The 21,944-nt window shown below is 32.9% G+C and carries 19 protein-coding genes; 11 read left to right on the forward strand and 8 right to left on the reverse strand.

Annotated features, from left to right (window positions below; all coding sequences use genetic code 11):
- Window positions 1-154: 154 nt before the first annotated feature.
- The 3 genes from BLT80_RS11725 to BLT80_RS11735 form a co-directional block, all read right to left on the reverse strand.
- The gene (locus BLT80_RS11725; RefSeq protein ID WP_092468184.1) at window positions 155-2,545 is read right to left on the reverse strand and encodes an NACHT domain-containing protein; all 2,391 of its coding nucleotides are present in this window, start codon (window positions 2,543-2,545) and stop codon (window positions 155-157) included.
- A 170-nt stretch (window positions 2,546-2,715) separates the two neighbouring features.
- Window positions 2,716-3,387 (reverse strand): phosphoglycolate phosphatase, encoded by a 672-nt coding sequence (locus BLT80_RS11730; RefSeq protein ID WP_092468186.1) that lies wholly within the window; start codon window positions 3,385-3,387, stop codon window positions 2,716-2,718.
- 116 nt (window positions 3,388-3,503) lie between these two features.
- Window positions 3,504-5,540, reverse strand: coding sequence for a dipeptidyl-peptidase 3 family protein (locus BLT80_RS11735; protein WP_092468188.1), 2,037 nt, complete (start codon window positions 5,538-5,540; stop codon window positions 3,504-3,506).
- Between the two features lie 94 nt (window positions 5,541-5,634).
- Between BLT80_RS11735 and BLT80_RS11740 the strand changes: the two genes are divergently transcribed.
- Window positions 5,635-6,654: an SRPBCC family protein gene (locus BLT80_RS11740; protein WP_092468190.1), complete on the forward strand. Its 1,020-nt coding sequence runs from the start codon at window positions 5,635-5,637 to the stop codon at window positions 6,652-6,654.
- Window positions 6,655-6,827: 173 nt separating this feature from the next.
- On the forward strand, window positions 6,828-7,193 hold the full coding sequence (gene crcB, locus BLT80_RS11745; protein WP_092468506.1) for a fluoride efflux transporter CrcB: 366 nt from the start codon (window positions 6,828-6,830) through the stop codon (window positions 7,191-7,193).
- A 212-nt stretch (window positions 7,194-7,405) separates the two neighbouring features.
- Here the strand turns inward: crcB and BLT80_RS11750 are convergent, their stop codons facing one another.
- Together BLT80_RS11750 and BLT80_RS11755 are read right to left on the reverse strand one after the other, a co-directional pair.
- Window positions 7,406-7,774 (reverse strand): DUF1801 domain-containing protein, encoded by a 369-nt coding sequence (locus BLT80_RS11750; protein ID WP_092468192.1) that lies wholly within the window; start codon window positions 7,772-7,774, stop codon window positions 7,406-7,408.
- A gap of 9 nt (window positions 7,775-7,783) precedes the next feature.
- Window positions 7,784-8,137, reverse strand: coding sequence for a hypothetical protein (locus tag BLT80_RS11755; RefSeq protein WP_092468194.1), 354 nt, complete (start codon window positions 8,135-8,137; stop codon window positions 7,784-7,786).
- A gap of 107 nt (window positions 8,138-8,244) precedes the next feature.
- Here BLT80_RS11755 and BLT80_RS11760 point away from each other — a divergent pair, with 107 nt between their 5' ends.
- From BLT80_RS11760 to BLT80_RS11795, 9 genes are all read left to right on the forward strand, one after another.
- Window positions 8,245-8,853 carry a hypothetical protein gene (locus BLT80_RS11760; protein ID WP_092468196.1) on the forward strand — a complete coding sequence of 203 codons (609 nt, stop codon included), beginning with the start codon at window positions 8,245-8,247 and terminating at the stop codon, window positions 8,851-8,853.
- Between the two features lie 161 nt (window positions 8,854-9,014).
- On the forward strand, window positions 9,015-9,311 hold the full coding sequence (locus tag BLT80_RS11765; protein WP_092468198.1) for a winged helix-turn-helix domain-containing protein: 297 nt from the start codon (window positions 9,015-9,017) through the stop codon (window positions 9,309-9,311).
- A gap of 96 nt (window positions 9,312-9,407) precedes the next feature.
- Window positions 9,408-10,802: a DUF4153 domain-containing protein gene (locus tag BLT80_RS11770; protein WP_092468200.1), complete on the forward strand. Its 1,395-nt coding sequence runs from the start codon at window positions 9,408-9,410 to the stop codon at window positions 10,800-10,802.
- A gap of 169 nt (window positions 10,803-10,971) precedes the next feature.
- The gene (locus tag BLT80_RS20105) at window positions 10,972-11,136 is read left to right on the forward strand and encodes a hypothetical protein (RefSeq protein ID WP_175455601.1); all 165 of its coding nucleotides are present in this window, start codon (window positions 10,972-10,974) and stop codon (window positions 11,134-11,136) included.
- Entirely contained in the window at window positions 11,133-11,651 is a 519-nt protein-coding gene (locus BLT80_RS11775) for a hypothetical protein (RefSeq protein ID WP_092468202.1), read from the forward strand. Before BLT80_RS20105 ends, BLT80_RS11775 begins: the two co-directional genes overlap by 4 nt.
- Complete coding sequence (locus BLT80_RS11780) at window positions 11,648-12,262, forward strand: SanA/YdcF family protein (RefSeq protein ID WP_092468204.1); 615 nt, start codon at window positions 11,648-11,650, stop codon at window positions 12,260-12,262. Before BLT80_RS11775 ends, BLT80_RS11780 begins: the two co-directional genes overlap by 4 nt.
- 17 nt (window positions 12,263-12,279) lie before the next feature.
- A complete protein-coding gene (locus BLT80_RS11785; protein ID WP_092468206.1) occupies window positions 12,280-12,687 on the forward strand; it encodes a ribosomal maturation YjgA family protein in 408 nt (135 codons plus the stop codon).
- On the forward strand, window positions 12,675-13,340 hold the full coding sequence (locus tag BLT80_RS11790; RefSeq protein WP_092468208.1) for a DUF1361 domain-containing protein: 666 nt from the start codon (window positions 12,675-12,677) through the stop codon (window positions 13,338-13,340). The genes BLT80_RS11785 and BLT80_RS11790 overlap by 13 nt, the downstream gene beginning before the upstream one ends.
- 4 nt (window positions 13,341-13,344) lie before the next feature.
- Window positions 13,345-14,046, forward strand: a complete 702-nt coding sequence (locus BLT80_RS11795) for a hypothetical protein (RefSeq protein ID WP_139181059.1) — start codon at window positions 13,345-13,347, stop codon at window positions 14,044-14,046.
- A gap of 1 nt (window position 14,047) precedes the next feature.
- Here the strand turns inward: BLT80_RS11795 and BLT80_RS11800 are convergent, their stop codons facing one another.
- The 3 genes from BLT80_RS11800 to BLT80_RS11810 form a co-directional block, all read right to left on the reverse strand.
- A complete protein-coding gene (locus BLT80_RS11800) occupies window positions 14,048-15,250 on the reverse strand; it encodes an NAD(P)-dependent oxidoreductase (RefSeq protein WP_092468212.1) in 1,203 nt (400 codons plus the stop codon).
- 313 nt (window positions 15,251-15,563) lie between these two features.
- On the reverse strand, window positions 15,564-16,433 hold the full coding sequence (locus BLT80_RS11805; protein ID WP_092468214.1) for a DMT family transporter: 870 nt from the start codon (window positions 16,431-16,433) through the stop codon (window positions 15,564-15,566).
- A 220-nt stretch (window positions 16,434-16,653) separates the two neighbouring features.
- Window positions 16,654-21,687, reverse strand: a complete 5,034-nt coding sequence (locus BLT80_RS11810) for an FG-GAP-like repeat-containing protein (protein ID WP_092468216.1) — start codon at window positions 21,685-21,687, stop codon at window positions 16,654-16,656.
- Window positions 21,688-21,944: the final 257 nt, after the last annotated feature.

Consider the following 21,944-nt stretch of genomic DNA (forward strand, 5'->3'; position numbering starts at 1 on the left):
GGTTTTAGTCATATTGCACACAACCGTTTTGTGTATGGTTAGTTGCGTGTTTTAAGCAACAAATAAATAATTAGCGACAAAGAAAGTTCGCGAGGACTTTCGCAAGTAGGCAAGAAGCCAGCAATAAATTATATACGGTGTTAGCAATCTGGCTTTATTCTAATTTTAGCTGATTAATTGGTTTATTCACTTCTTCTGCAAAATTTGGTATAGCTTGAATTCTTTTTTTCAATCTTCTATGAATGCTTTTTAAATTATCATCTTTTCTAAATGATTTAGGAAGGTGTTTCATTAATGTGTTGTAGTGAGTATCTAATATTGCTAAAATATCTAAATTAGAAAGATTAGATTTAGAAACGAGCTTGTTAAATCTGTCAAAATCAATGAAAGAGTCAGAAGCAAGAATTGAAGATATTAGATAAAGTTCAAATTCCACTTTGAAAATATCTTCAGAGCTTAATTCGTTATCGTCTAAAAGTTCAAAATTGTCATCAAAATATTCCGAAATTGGTTCTTTAAGTGTGATTGACCAATTATTATGTTGGAACCAACCACCAAATATTTGCATTAAACCATATTTAGAAAAGTTTTGCCAAAATAGTAAATCCTTTCTCTCTGGACTTGCTTTTTCTTTTGTAACAATATCAAGTACTGCATTGGTATTATCAAGGCCTCTTTGAATACCCTTCTTTCTTTGTTCAATAGGTGTATTGTATAACGCTTGAAGTAATTTTCCCATTCCACCTGTGTTTGAGATATATTCAGAAAGATTAGTTGGTTTACTCTTTTCAAGTATCTCTTCAAGAAATTTTGGTGAATCTTTAGCCATACCAGCGTAGAAAATTGCGACATTTTGCCACCATAAGTCATTAAATTTATCTATAAATAATTTTCTATCAGATTGTCTATGGTTAAATATTTCATATGCAGTAAAATATTCTTGAAATGATTGGTGCTTAAAAGAAATTTCTTCTTTATCATTCACATAAAGAAGACCGATTTGGTCGAGAATTTCTTCAAGTATTTGATTAACATCAAATTTCTGACCTCTTTCTTTTGAATATTTTGTAATAAGGTCGTGCAAGTCTGTTTTTGTTATACTTGCTTTTAAATTTGAATGTAAATCTTTAGCAACATAACAAAGGATTCTATGTTTAATTCCAACCTCTATAAGTTCGGTAGTTTCTGTTGAAGTAGTTTTTCCAATTAGAAGGTTTACGAAAAGTTCATATAAATCTGTTATGGTTGCTGGAATCTCTATTTCTTTTTCGTCAAATAGCATAGTTATTAATGCTATTGTTAATGGCGTTTTTGGAAGTTTTTCTAAAATTTCCGAATCTTTTAATGATTTGAGTAATGATTTAGATTTTGTTATGTTATCACTAAAATAATTATTTAAAAATATTTCTATTTGCTGTCTATTTAGGGCACTTATTTCCATATATCTAAACCCGATTGTCTCGCAATTATGGAAAAGATAATCAGAAGGTCTAGAAGAGCAGATAACCTTAACATTTGGGTATTTAATATTGAATTCAGAAACTGCATTTAATGCACTTTCTTTTGATTCTTTTTTTGCCAATTCATCAAGAGCATCAATAAAAATCGCACAATTTTCAGTTTTTAATATTTCTTGAGAATCAATGTTTAAATCTTCATTCCAATCTTTGTTGAAAAAATCTTCAATTGTATTTTCAAGATTAAATTTTGATTGTTCAATTTCTTTAAATGTCAGAATGATTGGATAGAAATCTTGGTTGTTTCTTAAAGAATTTTGAGTGATTATCTCATTTGATAGAGTTTTAAATAAAGTAGATTTACCACAACCAGGTTCGCCAATTATTATTGAGTTGTTCGGAAGATTTACTATGGTATCTGCTTTCTTATTAACCCATTTTATGGAACCATCATCATTAGTTATCCTTTCAGATAATTTTGGTTCAATCATATTAGTTAATAGTTTTTCAACTTTTTTACTATCAACACTTAATGATTTTATAGAACTGTCTGTTATAATTCTTTCTTGTAACCTTTCTATGTATTTTTTATATTTTTTTGAGCCTTTAATCCAAAATTTTGGATAATATTTATCTATAAAAGCAATCAGTTTCTCGCCATCCCAAAAATCAATATTTGCTCTTTCATCATTGTTACTATCAAAAATTTTATCTTTAGCTCCTGTTGAAAAATGTACGTTTGTAACGACTTTAACCTTATTAATTGGAATTTTCTTTGTTTGCTCTAAAGATTTATATGGAAACTTGAAGCATTCATAAACTTGGTCTTCAATTTCTTTTACAGCTCCTGATTTCCCTGAAACTTTTCCCTTTTTAACAACAAAAGCTAGCCAGTCTTTTTTGTTTTCTATTTCGTCTAGATAAGAACAAACTAAATCTTTTCCGAATTCAGGTTTGTTGCCTTTTTCGTGAGTGATTTTCACATCTTTAAAACCCATTTCAGGTAATAAATCTTCAAGAAGTGTATGTAAATCTGTTTCTTTTTGGATAGAATTTAAAAAATCTTGTTTTTCTATTTTACTTTTCATCTTTTATGATATCGTATTTTTTTTAGCTTGTTGCCAACTCATTATATAATGACTTTTATTTCCAATATCATGTCACATTTCAGGGTAAGCGTGCTTATAAAGTTAATTAACTTCGTAAAGCTAACCAAAACAATTTAAATTTCTATACGTAAAGTCACGTACATTTTAAACTAAAACAAACTTGTTAATTCCGCAAATTCATCAACAACTAACGTTGGCTTATAATCAGCAATATTCTCATTATAGTTATAACCATAACTCACACCAATACTGTCCATGTTTGCATTTTGAGCGGCTAGAATATCATTTTTAGAGTCACCAACCATGATGCTTTGTTCTATAGTTGTATTCAGTTCTTTTGCTAAGTGTAATAATGGTACTGCACTTGGTTTTTTCTCAGCTAATGAATCTTCACCTACCCAACATTTAAAATATTTTGTAATCTCTAAGGTGTCTAAAATCGGTTCTATAAATCCGAAAGGTTTATTAGTGCATATTGCCATTTTATAGCCTTTTTTATCTAAACTTTTTAAGGTTTCTAAAACACCAGGATACATAAACGTATCTATACAAATGGCCTCTTTATAAGCCCCCAAATAGATATCAAAGGCTTCTTTTAGCAAGGTTTCTGGCAACGCTTTATCTTGCATTCTATATTCTAGCGCTCTACGCACTAAAGGTTTTGCACCATTGCCTATATAAGGTGTAACTTGTTCTATGGTTAAAGGATGTAAATTATAATGCTTCAACATTTTATTTACGGCCAAGGTAAGATCTGGAATACTATTAATTAGCGTGCCATCAAAATCGAATATAATAAGGTCTTTGCCTTTAAAATTCACAGTGTTTAATTTGAAGCAAAGATGCGGAAGTTTTGATAAAACAGGACTTATTCACGCATAAAAAAAGCACCTACAAAACTGTAAGTGCTTTTTTGAAATTTATAATAATTTACAACTTAATTTACATCAGGAAGGTTGTTATAATCCTTACTGTATCTCAACATCTGCTCAGCAAATGCATTAGGTTGTGTGACTTTAATCGCCGTAATTTCGCCAGCATCATTCATTTCTGGAACTAAAACAGGATTCACAAAACCACTATAAGGTGGTGATGGAAATTGCTTGTTACGCTCTAAAACCTCGGCATGAATGGCTTGGTCTACTTTTACACCGTAACCTTCTACTAACGCTTCAACAGCTGCGTAATCTCCTTCAGATTTAATACGTTGTGTTTCTCTTAATAATTGTCCGAATAAATCGTGTAACTTATCATAATCATTAATATTGAAGTATGTTTTTCCGTCTCTTGTTACTTTTTCAATAACGTTGTCGGCTTTACCTTTTTCGAAAGCCCAAGCAGAAACCCATTGTCTGTTTCTCATGTGTGCTTCTTCAACATTATCACCTAGATCTAAACGAATGAGTTGCGTCATTAGACCATTTCTGATGTAACCATCAAAAGCTGCTTTACCTACTTTTTTCCAATCGTCTACTAAACCTAATTCTTGTAATTTAGAATCGTATAAATAGTATAAACCAACTAAATCTGCACGACCTTCTTCTAAAGTAGACGCGTACGTTTTAAGTGTTTCTTTAGTTTCACCAACTCCAGGATTTAATTGTCCTGAGGCATGCCCAATGACTTCGTGTAATGCGGTGTGTAATTTATCTGCTAATTGTCCGTATTCTTCTTCTAATTGTAACTCTTCTTCATCGTGTACAAACTCAGCTAATCGGCCAGTGCTTCCTGCATTGCTGTAGGCATGGATAATATTCCCTAGAGATACTGACTTACTTCCTACTGCTGCTCTAATCCAGTTTGCATTTGGTAAGTTAACACCAATCGGTGTACTTGGAGAAGCATCTCCAGACTCACCAGCAACGTTAACTACTTTGTAAGTTACACCAACAACGCTATCCTTTTTATGCGCATCCATTAAAGGTGAATTATCTTCAAACCATTGTGCATTTTCAGACAATACAGCCATTTTCTCAGACATGTCAAAATCATTGATTTGTACAATGCTCTCGTAAGACCCTCTGTAACCTAATGGATCGTTATACACTTCTATAAAACTATTAATGTAATCCACATTCCCTTCAGTTGCAGCTGTCCAAGCGACATTATAATCGTCCCAAGTTTGTAAATCTCCCGTTTTGTAATATTTAATTAACAACCCTAAAGCGTTGCCTTGTGCTTCGTTTTCAGCAACTCCTTGTGCTTTTTCTAACCACTTTACGATTTCATCTATAGCAGCACCATATAATCCGCCAGATTTATAAACACGCTCTTTCAACACTCCATTTTCTTTTACCAATTGCGAGTTTAAACCATAAGATAATGGCTTATCCGCATTTGGAGATGTTTTAGCCTTGTAGAAATCAGCAACATCTTTATTTGTAACATCTGCACCGTAAAAGTTAACCGCAGATTCCAAGACGTTATCTACTCCTTTAGCTTGGTTTACTTTTTTAGAATCTTTATCGTTAAACAAAACGTCAAAAGCTTCACCTTCTAAAGTGGTATTGGTTGCAGCTAATAATTCATTTAAATAATCCTTATTAAAAGCAGGTTCTAATTTTGCATTAGAATAGTGATGGTGAATTCCGTTACTAAACCAAACACGTTTTAAATAAGTTTCAAAACTTGCCCAATTGTCTGTCGTTTTATCTCCTTCGAACTTGGTATATACATTTTCTAAAGCATGTCTAATTTTAAGATTGTGTCTGTAATTCTGATCCCACATAATATCGCGACCAGCAAGACCTGCTTGCGTTAAATAATAGACTAATTTTTGCTCCTTTAAACTTAGATTTTCCCAACCTGGTATTTGGTAGCGTAAAATTTTAATGTCAGCAAATTCTTCAACATTAAAACTAAAATCCGTTTCAATAGTTTCAACAGTTTCTACTGGCTCTTCTTTTACTTCATTCTTACATGCCACGATTAATAAGGCAAAAAGACAAATTTTAAATACTGATTTTAAATTCATATGTTTTATTTATTTAGTTGTACACAAATGTAATGTATATATCACATATCATAAAATGACTATCTTTGATAAATACAAAATTTAATCCCAGTAAATGAAAGCAATTAAATACGTCCTTTTATTATTATTAATACTTGTCATAGGTGTTTCTATCTATATTGCAGTGCAGCCAAATTCGTTCGAAGTTACAAGAACTAAAACCCTAAAAGCACCGCCATCTGTGGTATATGATAATGTTAGTGATTTTAAAAATTGGGAATCATGGAGTTCTTGGATTGAAGAAAAACCTGAAACTAAAGTTACTTTAGGCGATACTACAAAAGGCGTAGGCAGTTTTTATACTTGGGAAGATGAAGATGGTATAGGAACCATGACAACTCTAAATACTAAAATTAATGCCTCTATTACTCAAGAGATGCAATTTGGAGAATTTCCAAAATCGGATGTGCAATGGAAATTTAAACCTAATGATGATGGTTCTACAGATGTTACATGGACGATCTCTGGCAAAAATTTACCTTTTGGATTTAAAATGGTTTCGGCATTTATGGGAGGTATGGAAAAGCAAATTGGCCCTCATTTTGAAAGAGGCTTAACCTTATTAGATAGTGTGATTCAAAACGAAATGAAAGTTTACAATATTAACGTTGAAGGCATAACACAACACAGTGGCGGTTATTACCTTTATAATACGGCGTCTTGTAAATTTAGTGATTTTGAAAAAAACATGACAGCAATGTTACCAAAAGTTGGAGCCTACGCTATTACTCATAATGTGACTATGGCTGGTCCAGCATTTATTTTATATCACAAATGGGATGAAGAAAATGATACTGTAATGTTTTCTACTTGTGTACCAACGAATTCTAGAATTATTACCGACGAAGCCGAAATTTTAACGGGTAAACTAGAATCATTTACAGCAGTAAGAACCGTTTTAAAAGGCAACTATTCTAATTTGAAAGAAGCATGGGATACAACTATGAATTATATTGCTGATAATAATTTAGAAATGATTGAAGGCGGTCCAATGCTTGAAACCTATTTAACCGATCCTATGAGTGAGCAAAATCCTGCGAAATGGATTACTGAAATATATGTAGCAGTAAAGTAGTGTGAAGTGTGAAGTGTGAAGTGTGTAGCTAAAAAAATCTTGTTAAAATGAGAATAAGAATACGACTCAATAACGTAGTAATTGAATAACTTAATTCCCTAGTTTGAAACTGATGATTGAAAATAATATACTTCGAACCAACAACTACCGACTACCAACTAAAAACTAAACAATTGAAACAACTCTTACTCGTATTTCTTGGAGGTGGCTTTGGTAGCGTACTGCGTTTTATCATCGGAAAATGGTTAAACAACTCGGAAACTGGAATTCCTTATGGGACTTTCGCTGCAAATATCATTGGTAGTTTATTAATTGGAATTATTCTTGGTTTAGCGGCTAAAAATGAAACACTGTCCCAGAGTCAGACTTTACTTTTAGCGACTGGTCTTTGTGGAGGTTTTACGACGTTTTCAACTTTTGCTTATGAGAACCATGTGTTTTTAAAATCGGGTGACTTTACGAGTTTTGCGATTTATACGATTGCTAGTTTTGTGGTTGGGTTTTTGGCTGTGTTTTTGGGGATGTTTTTGGTGAAATGATTTTTCTCTCGCTGAGGCGAAAAGACGCAAAGAAGCAAAGTTTCAGAGTTGCAGTGTAAAAAAAGTTTCTTGCGAAGGCGCTGAGACGCAAAGTAGAGATGACTTGGATATGTAAAGAGCGATTTGAGACATCAACTCAATATCAAATAACTTTTTTCCATCTTGAGACTGAACACTGAGACTAAGACTAAGACTAAGACTAAGACTAAAATCTACCCTTTCTTATAAAACCCCTTCTCTTTCACCCCTTCTACTTCTTTTAAAATTGCTATAAAAACGGCATCATCAATATCATCTAGCATTTTATAACGTAGCGATTTTACAACTTTCCGTTTTTCACTTACTAAATAAGTATCCCATTTTTTTGATAAGTGTGCGGAATGCCAAAAGCCAATATCAACATAGTCTTTGGTTTTATTAATGTAGCATATTGGTCGTTTATCCATGTAGTAACACGGCATTCTCCATTTGTATAATAAATCGGCTTCTGGCAAGGTATGCTCAATCAATACTTGCAAATGCATGAATATAGACTTGAAAGGTTCAGGTTGATTTAGGATATGAGCTTCTGCTGGATTCAAAATATAGCGTTAAAATATGCCGATTATACCAATCACAATAAGTCCAATTCCAATAATAGCCTTAAAGGGCATTAGCTTAGCAGAGAGTTGTCTTAAGCTTGTTTCTAAAGCAGGTACTTTCCCAAAGACATGCGTTAAAAGTAAAATACCACCTAAAATACTCACGATATTAAATAACAGGCCATCCCAAAATTCTAATATCGCTAAGATGATAAGACCAAGTCCTATTATGGTATCAAATGGCGCTAAAAAACCAGCAATTTTGTTGAAAAAGTTATGCTCACCATCCCATTTGTCTAAGGTTGCTAAACCAAGTAAGATGCCTCCTGAAATATTTGCTATAGCTAAAAGTAATTCAATCATGTTTTAATTATGGTTTAATTAATTGAATATAAAATTAGTCAAATCTGAAAAATAAACTTGCGCAAACCAATTAATTTAATTTACTTTGTATTTCAAAGTACTTTAACATGAGCGAAAAAGATTATCTAAAAGACATTAGTGAGATTAAAAATCTTATGAATAAATCCTCTCGATTTATTTCTTTGAGTGGATTATCTGGAATTTTGGCTGGAATTTATGCCCTTATTGGTGCAGCTGCTACGTATTGGTTAGTTACAACCTATAGTTATGGTACTTTAAAATTAGATGGTTGGATTTTTGAAACCGTATTACTCATTCTATTCTTAGTCGCATTTTTTAGTGTAGCAACTGGCATTTTACTAACTACGAGAAAAGCTAAAAAAAATGGAGAGAAAATATGGGATAACTCTTCTAAACGTTTGTTATTTAATTTTTTAATTCCTCTAGTTGCTGGTGGATTATACACCTTAATTATCTTGAGTCAAGGTAAATACGGACAAACTGGTGGCCTAATGCTTATATTTTATGGCCTAGCATTAATCAACGCCTCAAAATATAGTATTGGAGATATTAAATATTTAGGATTTATTCAGATAGCTTTGGGACTTGTTGCAGCCGTTTATCCTGGTTATGGTTTTTGGCTTTGGGTAATTGGTTTTGGGATCATGCATATTGTTTATGGCACTTGGATGCATTTTAAATATGATGTAAAGTGAAAAAATGATCTCGCAAAGGCGCAAAAGCGCAAACAAAAAAATAACGTAGAGAAGCACAAAGGTTGTACGGAAAATCACAGAGCCTTTTAAATAATTGACCTAATTTCGAAACTGAATACTGAAATTAAAAAACTAAGATTCCTGCTTTCGCAGGAAGTGAGATGAGCATAATAACCAACATAAATAAACTTTTTGATCATAGGATAAGACTTGGCATTATGTCGGTACTTATGGTAAACGAGTATGCGGATTTTAATATGCTAAAAGAATTATTGGGTGCGACAGATGGTAATTTATCAAGTCATACGAAGGCATTAGAAAAAGCAGAATACATTTTAGTAGAAAAACAATTTATAGGTCGAAAACCGAATACAAGATACAGCGTTACGAAACTAGGAAAATTAGAATTTCAAAAACATATTGAAGCCCTTGAAAAATTAATAAACAAAACTCAATAAAAACACCTCAACTGCCCTTAGCGGAACAGTTGAAAAATTAAAATCTTTTTTTTAATCATTTACTTTGAAATTCAAAGTACTTTAAAATAATCAATCATGAAAAAACTAATCTTATTCATTGCAGCCCTTTTATTTAGCACCCTCTTCTACAACCAAACTATCGGACTTAACCTCTTTTTATTCAGTATTCTTACTGTTGTCATCCTTTTTATTAATAACAAGTCTCAGTTTAAGAATCGGAAAACCCAAATCTACACTATAGCCTACCTCATCACAGGACTAACCATCTTTTTTCATAGTTCTACACTTTCTGTAATTGCAAATCTCGTAGCATTCTTCACTTTAATAGGTCAGCTCTCTGAGACTAAATCGTCTATTTACGTCAGTTGGCTTAACGGCTTATACACAACAATTGCTGGTTTTTTTCATCGCAACTTTGCTATCGTTGAATCAAAAACTAATTCTGAAGACACAAAAGAAAAAATCGACATTGATTATTTACATTGGGTTAAAATCATTCTAATTCCAGCCGTCATTGTAATCACCTTCATTGCTCTCTACAAAGAAGGAAACCCTGTTTTCAGCAACTTAATAGAAAAAATAGATTTCGGTTTTATAAATATTCAATGGATTTTAATGGCAGGTTTAGGGTACTATTTGTTCAATAATATTTATGCACCAATTGAAGTCGAACCCGCTACTGAAATTGATTTGCAAACCGAAAACAGTTTACATAAAACCGAAGCCTTTTCTATTCCAAAATTAAAACAAGAAAACCAACTTGGTGTCGTTCTTATCACACTATTAAACGCATTGATTGTAATGTACTTAATAACAGATATCACCTTTTTAACAACGCAACAAGATATTAGCGCTTCTGTTTATTCTGCTCAGGTTCATAGTGGCATTAACGCACTTATTGCCTCAATTCTTATTGCTATTATGATTCTGTTATATGTCTTTAGGGGCAATCTTAATTTTTACGAGCAAAACACCACCTTAAAACGTCTAGCCTTTACTTGGATCATTTTAAACATTCTATTAGTTCTAAGCATTGTATTTAAAAACGCTCAGTACATCTATAATTTTGGTTTAACGTATAAGCGTATTGGTGTTGTGATTTATCTTTTACTAGCTACAATCGGACTGGTTACAACACTTCTAAAGATAAATAGCGCAAAAAATAATTGGTTTCTCTTTAGGGTCAATACACAAGCTGCATTTATAATTCTAGTTGTTTCTAGCACTATAAATTGGGACTATCATATTACCAATTACAACTTTAATTATGCCAAATCAATGGACTATAATTATGTCATCGGCCTCTCTAACAACAACACTCTACTATTAAATGAGCAGTTAGACCATAAAGACCTCAATAGAGGATTCACATATCTTATTGAAGAAAAATATCATGGCTATATCGATAAATTAAAAACGAATAATTGGCAGGAATTACAGTACGACAATTTCAAAATTAACACAAAATAAAATGATCTCCTTAATTATATTTTTGTCCCTTTTGGTAGGCGTACTAACGGTAGTAATGGTAAGACTAAGTATATCGTGCGTGTTTTGGACTTCCAAATATAGACATGATAAAATACGAATCTACAAAACCTATTTCCCATATTACATCATTTGTTTATTTACACTTTGTATGGCAGTAATAATAGGACTAGACAAACGTATAGGTGCCATTTATTATTTCAGTTTTGTGTTTTTTATATCGCTTTTAATCTGGAGATATGAACTCATACAAAGTAGAAAAATACAGTCTATAAATAACAATAATGTAGAATCACATCAACCCGAATTACCATGAACAACCTATTTAAAATTTTAAAAGCAAAACGAAAGCAATTTATCATTTGGTTGTTTGAACATTCGCAACGCATTTACACCAACATGTTTAAAAATCAAGAACCTTGGAACCTCACCAAAACGGATTTACTAAATCTACCAAAACCTACATTTGGAAGACATTTAGGCGAATTCTTGGATAGAAATAATTTTGAACTAATTCCAAAGGTTGAACGTCACGATTGCTATCATGTGCTCTGTGGCTATAGTACTAAAGTTGAAGATGAAATTGCACTACAATGTCTTTGTTATGGCAACGGGAAACGCAGTCCGTATTTGTATGGAGCCATTATTCTTGGTGTTGCTATTCTTCCTGATTACTATAAGTATTACCATAAATCTTTCAAAATAGGAAAAGCGGCTAATGCATTCCATCATTTTGATTATAGGAAGCTTATGCATGTTTCCATTTCAGATTTTAGAGATGCCATTTTTCCGAAACATGACTTATTAAACCTTAATCTCATTTCAGTATGAAAACATTTAAAATATTAATTATAACAGGATTATTTATCGCATTAGGTGTTTTTACTACTTTTCATTGGGTGAGTTTTAAAGCTAAAGGATTGACTTATGACGCTATTGATAATATCCCGAAGAACAACGTCGGACTTGTACTTGGAGCAAGCAAATTTGCGCCAAGCGGCAACATCAACTTATTCTACAAACACAGAGTAGATGCTGCGGTTGCACTTTACAAAGCCGGAAAAATAGAGTACATCTTGGTCAGTGGCGACAATGGCAGAAAAGACTATGATGAACCCACTGATTTTAAAAACGATTTAATTGCAAAAGGCGTTCCTGCAGATCGTATATTTTTAGATTATGCTGGCTTTAGAACTTTAGACTCTATAGTAAGAGCTAAAGAAATATTTGGCCAAAATACGATCACTATTATCTCGCAGAAGTTCCATAACCAGCGCGCCATTTATATCGCTCAACATTATGATATTGACGCTATAGCTTACAATGCCAAAGATGTCTACAAAACACCTCCAAGAGAATATCTAGCACGTACTAAAGCACGTTTAGACTTACTTTTTAATGTTACACCTAAATTTCTAGGAGACAAAATCGCTATTAAATAAAACCTCAAAACACGACCATGAAATTTCAATTCAACAAAAAATATTTAGTACTCGCACATAGCCTATTTCTTATAGAATTAGCCATCGCTTTCATCATTAAAACAGGATTTATTCGCTACACATTTGGCGATTATCTCGTTGTTATTTTATTATATGCAATTATTAGAGGATGCATCAACTTGAATGTGAGGGCGTCGAGTTTGGTCGTCCTCTTAATTGCTTATGCTATTGAGTTTCTTCAACTCACCCCATTCTTAACCTACTTTAATTTACAAGATAGTTTTACGGCTAAACTCGTTTTCGGTAGCACATTCCATGTCACAGATTTACTCGCTTATACTTTAGGAATACTGACTGTTTTAGCCGTAGAGTCTTCACTTTTCAAATTACAAAACAAGCAAAATATAAGATTATGGAAGTTCTAAAAACATTAATTCTAAATCGTTTTAAAACCTTATCATTAATTACAGTAGCCTTACTGTTTAGTGTTATTTTACTCATGGTACGCATGAAACTGAACAAGTCCTATTTCTTTCTGTTTTTAATCTGGAATGTGTTTTTGGCCATCATACCTTATGCTATAACGATGTATTTAAATACCGCACAAAATTTGAGCAAACTAAAACTTGGATTCTGGTTTATGGTTTGGTTAGCCTTTTTGCCTAATGCACCTTATATTGTTACTGATCTTATTCATATTAGAATAGGAAACGATTCGCTTTTATGGCTCGATGTGCTGGTGGTGTTGTCGTTTGCTTTAAGTGGTTTATTATTATTCTATGTATCTATAATGGATATGCAGAAACTAGTGACTTCTCAATTTAAAAAACTTCCTATTGAAGCGCTGAGTATAACCTTGATCTTTTTATGTGGATTTGGAGTATATTTAGGTCGTTTTCTCCGTTACAATTCCTGGGAAATTATAAGTGGACCACAGTTTTTATTTATGGATATTGTCACTATTATAATGTCACCATTTCAGCATTTTGAAGCGTGGTTATTCACTTTGGGCTTTGGTACATTTTTGGTGATTGGCTTTTGGATGTTTACTACCTTAAATCAATTAGAAAAAAACTAAAATTATGAAATCAACTTTTATAACTTTATGTCTAGCCTTATTTATAATGGGCTGTAAGGAAAAATCACAAACCATCAGTCATGATGACACCTTTGAAACTAAAATCAAAAAAGACAGTTCAAAAATCGAAATCGCTGATTTGCCAATTCTTATTGACAGTACGGATTATTTAATTCATCCGATTGGTTATATAACAGAGTATGATAATTCGAAATTCTCAAGTTACAGTAAGGGAGGTGGTCATACGTCATACGCAGTGTCGCGCTATAATAAGTTTTCAATAACGGGAGAATTCAGTACTATTAAATTCCAGCACCTTAATTCGGAAAAACTCACCGCTTTATCAGATGAGATTATGGAGATTACGGCTATCAGTTTTCTTGAAAACATTAGAGCACAAACCGGACTTCAATTTTTAGTATATACCATTAGAGATGCCGACACCAACAAAGACTCCAAGCTAGATTTCAATGATATTGAAACCTTATACATTAGTACTATTGACGGTAAGAATCTTAAAAAACTAACTCCTGAATTTGCGCAAATTGTTGACTGGAAAGTTATTCCAAAACAGAACAGATTATATTTTAAAAGTATATCTGACACCAACAAAACTGGTGAGTTTGACAAAAAAGACAAAGTTAATTATCAGTATGTTACTTTAGAAGTTGGTGACCTAACTGTTATTGATTATAATCCTATGTAGATTATTTTCCATTTACATAATCCTGCAAATAACTAAATCGTTTCGTCAGTTTACCCTTTTCAGTCATTTGAGCACGTTTTAAGATTTCCCGTTCATCGTTATTAAAGAAAGCAGGAATAACGTGTTCTAAAAATGTTTCACCGAAACCTTCACTAGCATCTTTTGGTAATTCGCATGGTAAATTATCTACAGCCATAACCGTTATTGCGCCTTTTGCATCATAAGCGACTTCCTTTTCGGTCTTAGGATTGTAACCATAGAAAGGATCTTCAATAGTTGAAGGCCTAATTGTACTTGCCACTGGGCCATCGATATCACAAGATATATCAGCAACTAAATTAATTTTGAAATCGGGATGTTTGGCATCTTCCCTTGTAAATAAATAAGGTGCATTATTCCCATAGAAATGACCAGCTATAAAATAATCAGTTTCTTTAGCATAAGGCATAAAATTACTTTCATAACCCGATGGGTCTTTATAAAACTTATACTTATCTCCTACTTTACCGTCTTTTCGTTTGGCATATTCCATTACATCTGCCATAACATACACAGGCTCCGAAAATTGAGATGTTAAATACAAGGCATCGCTAATTTGCTTAATACCTAAATGATCTAAAATCTCTTTGGCTCCATAGGCCACTTTTCCTGTTCCGGAGAGTAAAATCTTAATATTTGGGATGGTGATTTTATCTAATTCTGACTTTACGGCATCTAAATCAGCAAGTGTTTCAACTTTTGGTAATTCAAACAAACCATCTCGTAACCCTAAAGCTCTAAACCCATTGTATGCACCAACCAAACCTGCGTAACGTCCAAAACCAATTAAACGCGCACCCGTTTTTCTAACAATAGTTTCGTGATCAAACATTTCTATATGTTTCTCTAACATAGCGACCAACAATTTTCTGTTGTAAGGCTGCTTTTTAATAGTATGTGAGAAATAGAAATATTTTTTATTTGAAATTAAATTTTCAATCGGCACTTCTTTGACGCCAATCATAACATCAGCATGCGACACATCGTCCAACACTTCAAAACCTAAAGCTCTATAGGCTTCATCCGGAAAAATTCTAATATCCGAAGATTCTACAATAAAAGTAGCATCCGGAAATTGCGTTCTCGCTTCTGCTAAATGTTCAGGAGAAAATACCACACGTCTGTCTGGTGGATTTTTACGTTCTTTTATGATGGCGAATGTCATAGCTATATTTTAAAATTGAGATATTTCGAAATTAAATACTTAGGCTTTCAGGTAACACATACGTTAGTGATTTGTGTAAAGAAACACTTTAAATTCAGCATTTAATATTGAAAAATGTTTTCACGAAAATAAGAGGAATTGCATGTTTTAGCAAACATTCTTCGGTTAAAATATTTACAAGATATTATGGTATGGAACACCATCAATTAAATATTACAGAAATCTGGTTTAAGACAAGATTCATCTGCATTTCTTATACTGTTTTATAACCACTAAAGGTTCATAAAGTAGACAACTATTACTCAGGTAAATTTTAAACCTTAGGTTTCAGCATAGGCTTTTCATAAAAGGTAAGTCTAATGCCAAATAGTAATACTATACCGCCAATAACCATTTGTAAAGACACTTGCTCATCTAATAACCACCAAGCTAAAATGGAAGCCAATACAGCTTGCCCTAACAGACTCACAGAAACTCTTGTAGCACGCATATGCTTTGTTGCATAGCTAATAAGTAACCACGCCAAAAGCTGACATACTATACCTTGAACAACTAATACCAACCAGCCTGCTTCTGAAAACCCAGTAAAAGGCTCATTAAAAGCATAACTAAGCGCCCCCAATGCTATGGTTGAAGACACGAGACTAATCGTCATAAAGGTCATAACCTCCATATCTTCTAAAATATTTTTACTCAACAACATATAAACGGCATAGAGCATGCCTGATAAGACACCAAAAATAAAGGCGAGATTAAAATCAAAATTCAGGAACAAATCAAAGCCGACCAAGAGCACCATACCAATAATGGCCACAACGGTACCCATCCAGAAATTCTGTTTCGGCTTATCTTTTAAAAACAAAAAGGCACCAACACCTACCCAAACTGGTGATAAATTAGTTAGCAATGTCGCTTGTGTTGCAGTAGATTGTTGAATCGCAATATTCCAAACACCAACGTCTAAACCAAATACAACACCACAAATTATGGAAAATAGGACTGCTTTTTTAGACGTTACCTTAAACTGTTTTGTGATCAATACGTAAGGCACAATAAAAACAGAAGCTATCGCCATTCTGTAAAATGCTGAAATAAGTCCTGGTGTTAGATTTAACTTCACCAAAATTGGGAATATTGAAATACAAATAATGCCAACCGCAAGTGCTATTCTTGGTTTTGTCATGAGTACATGGTTTAGTTTGAAGCCGACAAAAGTAAGCTTTAAAACCATGGTTAATTTAAAATTAATGAGCAATTTTTAATCAGTGATAATCCTTGAAATTTAGTCCACTATACTTTATAAAAACATAACTAAAACACCATAAATTTTATCACTAAACGTGTTAATCCCTTTTATCTTTGATTGGAATAATTTTTAAAATTATTACTGTCAATTTAATCCATCAATTAATAATTATTTTCTGTGTTTTTTGTTCTAAGCTATTTTTAAGATTAACTAAATACACACCAGCATTTAACGAAGCAACATGTATCCTATTTTCTAATACGGCAGCATCAAGAGGACTAGACAACACTTTTCTGCCTTGCATGTCATAAATCTCAACTACAGTATTATTTTGAATACGTCCGTTTATAAGGACATCTTTAGCACGCTTCTCATAGAATATACTTATAGCATCAAAATTATTGTCTGCAATAGACAACGCTTCTTCTGTAGTTCGTAAAAAGAAACGGCCAGTTCCTGAAAGATCTGTTGATGGTGTTATGGTATAATCGCTGTTAGTAAGTAATGTAGATGTGTTAGTTAAAACATCATCTAAAAACACGTTTATTGTTGCTGGCAATGTGGTTTCTGAAATGCTAAAGGTAATTTGTTCTCCTAAGTTGGCATGCACACCTAAAGGAATAGATACATTAGATAAACTGTTTGTGTTTAAGGCTTGTAACGCTATTGGTTTCCCTGTATTGTCTTGTACTAAGTGAGAATAAATACTAAACTCTGGCACTACGGATCCCCAAAGATCAGCATCGTAACCTTTATCTAAACCTTCACTCGCATTACCATTAAAATAGACATCTGTATTGTACGTGCTTGTGTTTGAACTTAAGCCTATTTTAAGATAAATTAGTTCTAAGTCCGCATTACGACCAGCAATAAAATCGTCTGAAGTCCCTGTGGTTTGCATTGCTGTGGTAAACTCTAAATTATGTGCTGCAACATGTGTGGCATCTGCACTTACAAAAAAGCCTTGACCTGGCGCTATAACAGTAGACGCTGTTGTATTTGCTAAGTTGTAGATGGTCCAGCTATTTTCTGTAGTAGCATTATAACCATAAATTGCGGCAGATGCATTTGTAAAAAGATCTAGGTTTGAAATACCAGCCTCTACCTCGTGGTTTAAAAATGCGTGTACATTAAGATAAGAGGGATACGGATTACCGACTAAATTCCATTGAGAATAAGCGGTTGCCGTATTCATAATATTGACACTAGCGTCTGTTGGCACTGTTCCTGAAAACGTTAAGGTTTCACCTGTATTCGTTGCAGCTCTATACCCTTTACCACTGCTTAAGATTGCTGAAGTGTTGCTATCGTAATTTTCATAATCATCTGTTGTTTTATCAAAAGGCGCAAAAGCATAAATGGTTGGTGTTCCACCATTATCTAATAAGGCTGTGGCATTTTCTGGACTTAAAAAATCGCTCCAGGTTTCACCAGATAATGGTGATGAGATTAGGTCGTTACCAAGACTATTAGAGTTAACGAAACGGTTATAGCTTATAATTCCAGATGCACTACTAGATGCTCCAGTTAGTAAACTTGAATAACTGCCTGCAGTAGAGTTTAAAGTGATATCTGTAGCTGATAAGGCTGCATCTAGAGTTAGAGATGCACCAGCTTCAACGGTTACTGAATTTACAGTGGTGTTAGAGCTTATATTAGCATTACCTGATGTAATTATCAAGTTATCTATAGCAGTAGCAACACCATTTGGATCACTAGGAGACCAAACATCATTGTTAAACGTGTAAGTTATACTACAAACAATGTTTACTGTTTGTTCTAATGTTGATTGATTTCCTAAAGGATCTGTAGCTGTCCATGTGACCGTAGTTTCTCCTTCAGGATATGTTCCTGATGCATCAGATGTTCCGTTAAAGTCATTTGTTAACGTTACTGATGATATAGGTGCATCAGAAGTAACCCAATCTGTATTTATATTCATATTCGTTAATACTCCATTAGCATTTGTAGAAGTCTTATCGCTTAAAATTGAGCTTCCTATGCCATCCTCAAAGTCGTAGTACGCTAGAAGATTTGGTGTTGATGCATCAATAATTTTCTCAAAATCATCTGCAACTTCTTGTTCTGTTCTTGGCGTATTCCAAAATCTAATTTCGTCAAGTTTACCTAAAAACCTGCTACTTACATCTTCTTGCCTTTTGCCAATGAATAAACTAGATGCATTGATTACTACTGGTGTGCCTAGTCCTATTGTAGATTTACTGACTCCATTTAAAATAATTTTATCGTAGATACTACCATTTCCTGTTATTGCTATATGGTTCCAACCAGCCGGAATAAGTTCTGTAATTGCCATTAACTGACCAAAATTTGTAACGATAGTAAAAGTTTCACCAGCAAAATCACTTGTTACATTACCTGTGCCTGCGTATTGTAATAATGAATTATTAAAATTGAATATAAAATCAAACTCTTCAGACCCATTAATTCCATTTTCGGTATACATCCAAAATTCTATGGTGCCAAAACTGCCAATAGCTTGATTGATACTTACAAAATCATCTACTCCATCAAAGTCTAATGCAAAATCATTTGTTAAACAGTCTTCGATAGCTTGAGGTGAAGGGACTAATACTTCAGTGTCACACGATTCTATTGTTGCATCTGAAGGGTTAGTAAATGACATGCTTGGTCCTGTGGAATCATTAATTATTATATTTTGTGTTTGAGTTAAGGTATTACCAATACCATCATCGTAAGTCCATGTAACTATTGTTGTGTCTTGTGTTGTAAGTGGGAAGGCAACATCTGCGGTTGCAGTGATTGCTCCACTGTTTGCTGTAGGTGCTGTTGGTGTTGCTTCACATTGCGCAGTGAGGTCTAGTAAGCTTGTGGTATCTGCTATAATTGGTGGCATAGGAATACTTACATTTCTATATAAAAATGTTGTCTCTTCGTTTACTGAATTTTTACCAGAAATTAATACATCAATATCATTATCGGTATCAATATCTGAAAATGCAAGAGAACCATTACTTACACCTTCTAAAATGGTATTTATTTCTAGGGTAAATACACCAAAACTATCATTAGTGTACAAATTAGTAACACCTCCTCCAATCATTATTAAATCTAAATCTGTATCTCCATCAATATCTGTAAAACCGACAGCTCTTTTAGTACTATAACTTTGTAAAGTAGAATCTGTGTTTAAGGTAAACCCGCCACTACCATCATTATCATATAATTTTGATATGTATTCATTTGAACTATTCCTTCCTGTAATTAAAACATCTTGGTCTCCATCATTATCAATATCAGCGAAGGCAATAGCACTAGTTCGTACATCATCAAATGGTGTTCCCAAAACATAAGAAAACACACCACTTCCATTATTAGTATATAATCTAGATATGCCATAACTCCCATAATTATCAGTAACGCCTGTAATTAAAACATCTTGATCATTATCACCATCTACATCTGCAAAGGCAATAGAACCAGCAAACACTCCTGTAAATGGCGTACCACTTACTAATTGATAATTGCCATTTCCATCATTTGAATATAATAAAGTTCTCCTGTTATTAGAACTATCTTTACCTGCAATTAGTACATCTTGATCATTATCTCCGTCAATATCAGCATACGCAATAGAACTAGAAGTTAATCCAACAAAAGAGGTTCCTAGAATTTCTGTGAAATTTCCTAAGCCATCATTCCTATATAGTTTGGTTATGGGTTGGTAAGGAAGTATATAACCTACAAAAATTAAATCCTCATCATTATCACCATCGATATCTATAAAACTAACTTCACCAAAGAAATCATTAATAGGTATAGCTTGATTTAATATATATTCACCAGAACCATTATTTTCATATACTTCTGTTATATATTGATTTAGTTTTAAACCACTAATTAATAAATCTTCGTCTCCATCATTATCAATGTCAGAAAATTTATTAGAACTTAGTCCTAAATTAGTAAATGTAGAACCTGTAACTTCTCTAAAAAAACCACTTCCATCATTAACAAATAATTTAGACACCTTATTACCACTATAACCTGAACCTGTTAAAAGTAAATCTAAATCACTATCATTATCAATATCTAAAAATGATAATGCTCCATTCCAAACTCCCTCCATAGGAGTGTTAACATCTAAGCTAAATACACCACTTCCATTATTTATATATAATTTTGAAATACCTTGACTTGAACCATTATATCCTGTAATTAATAAGTCCTGATCTAAATCTCCATCTATATCAGCAAAAGACACACCTCCTTGTTGAACACCTTCAAAAGGAGTTGCCAAAACTTCTGAAAAAACGCCACTTCCATTATTGGTATATAATTTAGATATGCGCTGTTCTAAGTTAGAACTATATCCTGTTAAAAAGACATCTTCGTCGTTATCTCCATCTATATCAACAAATACTACTTCACCACCATTAACTGGCTCAAAAGATGTTCCAACAACTTCAGAAAAAATACCACTACCGTCGTTAGTATATAATTTTGCTATTCTTTGATTTAAATTATTAATTCCTGTAATTAAAACATCTTGATCGTTATCTCCATCTATATCATTAAATGATGCAGCACTAGTACCAACGTTTTCGAAAATAGTCCCAAATATTTCTGAAAACACTCCACCTCCATTATTAGTATAAAGTTTTGCTATTTTTTGAGATGAACTATCATATCCTGTAATTAAAACATCTAGGTCACTATCGCCTTCTATATCAGCTATAGATACCGAACCAGAAGTAACACCATCAAAGGGTGTTCCTAAAACTTCTGTAAAGTCTCCACTTCCATTATTAGTATATAGTTTTGTTATTCTTTGATTTGAGCTATCAGCACCAGAAATTAATACATCTTCATCATTATCTCCATCTGCATCAAAGAAATGTACAGTACTTTGATTTACACCAACAAAAGATGTTCCTGATATCTCAGAATAATTACCTAAACCATCATTCAAATAAAGTGTAGCAATTTTTTGACCCAATCTATCTGTACCTGTGATTAAAACATCTTGATCTCCATCATTATCAATATCTGAATAATCTAGTCCACTATTAGTGACTCCTTCAAAATCATTACTAATAAGAGGTGAAGACGATTGTGGCAACACTTTTTCAAAAGCTATTTGCGCATTAAGGTTAAAAAAGGTTGTAATTAGCATTAGGGCAAGCGACAACAGTACTTGTTTTTTCATGATATATGTATTGATTGGTAAAAAATGTGTCACGCGATATTATATAATATTGTAAAGCAAAACAATACCCACTACTAGGTATTTTTTTATGTAACCAAATATAAATCAAGCAACTACATTAAAAAATACTCAAATTGAGTATTTTTATCTTTAAATGGATTAGAAAAACTGAGTATAATTAATACTGTTTTAAACATCACTAAAGTTTTGTATCCTATCTGCTATGATGATGTACAGCTTCTGACACAATTTCTGCA

Source organism: Winogradskyella thalassocola (assembly GCF_900099995.1).
GTDB classification, from domain to species: domain Bacteria; phylum Bacteroidota; class Bacteroidia; order Flavobacteriales; family Flavobacteriaceae; genus Winogradskyella; species Winogradskyella thalassocola.

Excerpts from the sequence above, each read along its gene's own strand:
- BLT80_RS11725 (WP_092468184.1), bottom strand. The coding sequence starts at position 2,545 with ATGAAAAGTAAAATAGAAAAACAAGATTTTTTAAATTCTATCCAAAAA.
- BLT80_RS11735 (WP_092468188.1), bottom strand. The coding sequence starts at position 5,540 with ATGAATTTAAAATCAGTATTTAAAATTTGTCTTTTTGCCTTATTAATC.
- BLT80_RS11740 (WP_092468190.1), top strand. The coding sequence starts at position 5,635 with ATGAAAGCAATTAAATACGTCCTTTTATTATTATTAATACTTGTCATA.
- BLT80_RS11755 (WP_092468194.1), bottom strand. The coding sequence starts at position 8,137 with ATGATTGAATTACTTTTAGCTATAGCAAATATTTCAGGAGGCATCTTA.
- BLT80_RS11760 (WP_092468196.1), top strand. The coding sequence starts at position 8,245 with ATGAGCGAAAAAGATTATCTAAAAGACATTAGTGAGATTAAAAATCTT.
- BLT80_RS11765 (WP_092468198.1), top strand. The coding sequence starts at position 9,015 with ATGAGCATAATAACCAACATAAATAAACTTTTTGATCATAGGATAAGA.
- BLT80_RS11770 (WP_092468200.1), top strand. The coding sequence starts at position 9,408 with ATGAAAAAACTAATCTTATTCATTGCAGCCCTTTTATTTAGCACCCTC.
- BLT80_RS20105 (WP_175455601.1), top strand. The coding sequence starts at position 10,972 with ATGGCAGTAATAATAGGACTAGACAAACGTATAGGTGCCATTTATTAT.
- BLT80_RS11775 (WP_092468202.1), top strand. The coding sequence starts at position 11,133 with ATGAACAACCTATTTAAAATTTTAAAAGCAAAACGAAAGCAATTTATC.
- BLT80_RS11780 (WP_092468204.1), top strand. The coding sequence starts at position 11,648 with ATGAAAACATTTAAAATATTAATTATAACAGGATTATTTATCGCATTA.
- BLT80_RS11785 (WP_092468206.1), top strand. The coding sequence starts at position 12,280 with ATGAAATTTCAATTCAACAAAAAATATTTAGTACTCGCACATAGCCTA.
- BLT80_RS11790 (WP_092468208.1), top strand. The coding sequence starts at position 12,675 with ATGGAAGTTCTAAAAACATTAATTCTAAATCGTTTTAAAACCTTATCA.
- BLT80_RS11795 (WP_139181059.1), top strand. The coding sequence starts at position 13,345 with ATGAAATCAACTTTTATAACTTTATGTCTAGCCTTATTTATAATGGGC.
- BLT80_RS11800 (WP_092468212.1), bottom strand. The coding sequence starts at position 15,250 with ATGACATTCGCCATCATAAAAGAACGTAAAAATCCACCAGACAGACGT.
- BLT80_RS11805 (WP_092468214.1), bottom strand. The coding sequence starts at position 16,433 with ATGACAAAACCAAGAATAGCACTTGCGGTTGGCATTATTTGTATTTCA.
- BLT80_RS11810 (WP_092468216.1), bottom strand. The coding sequence starts at position 21,687 with ATGAAAAAACAAGTACTGTTGTCGCTTGCCCTAATGCTAATTACAACC.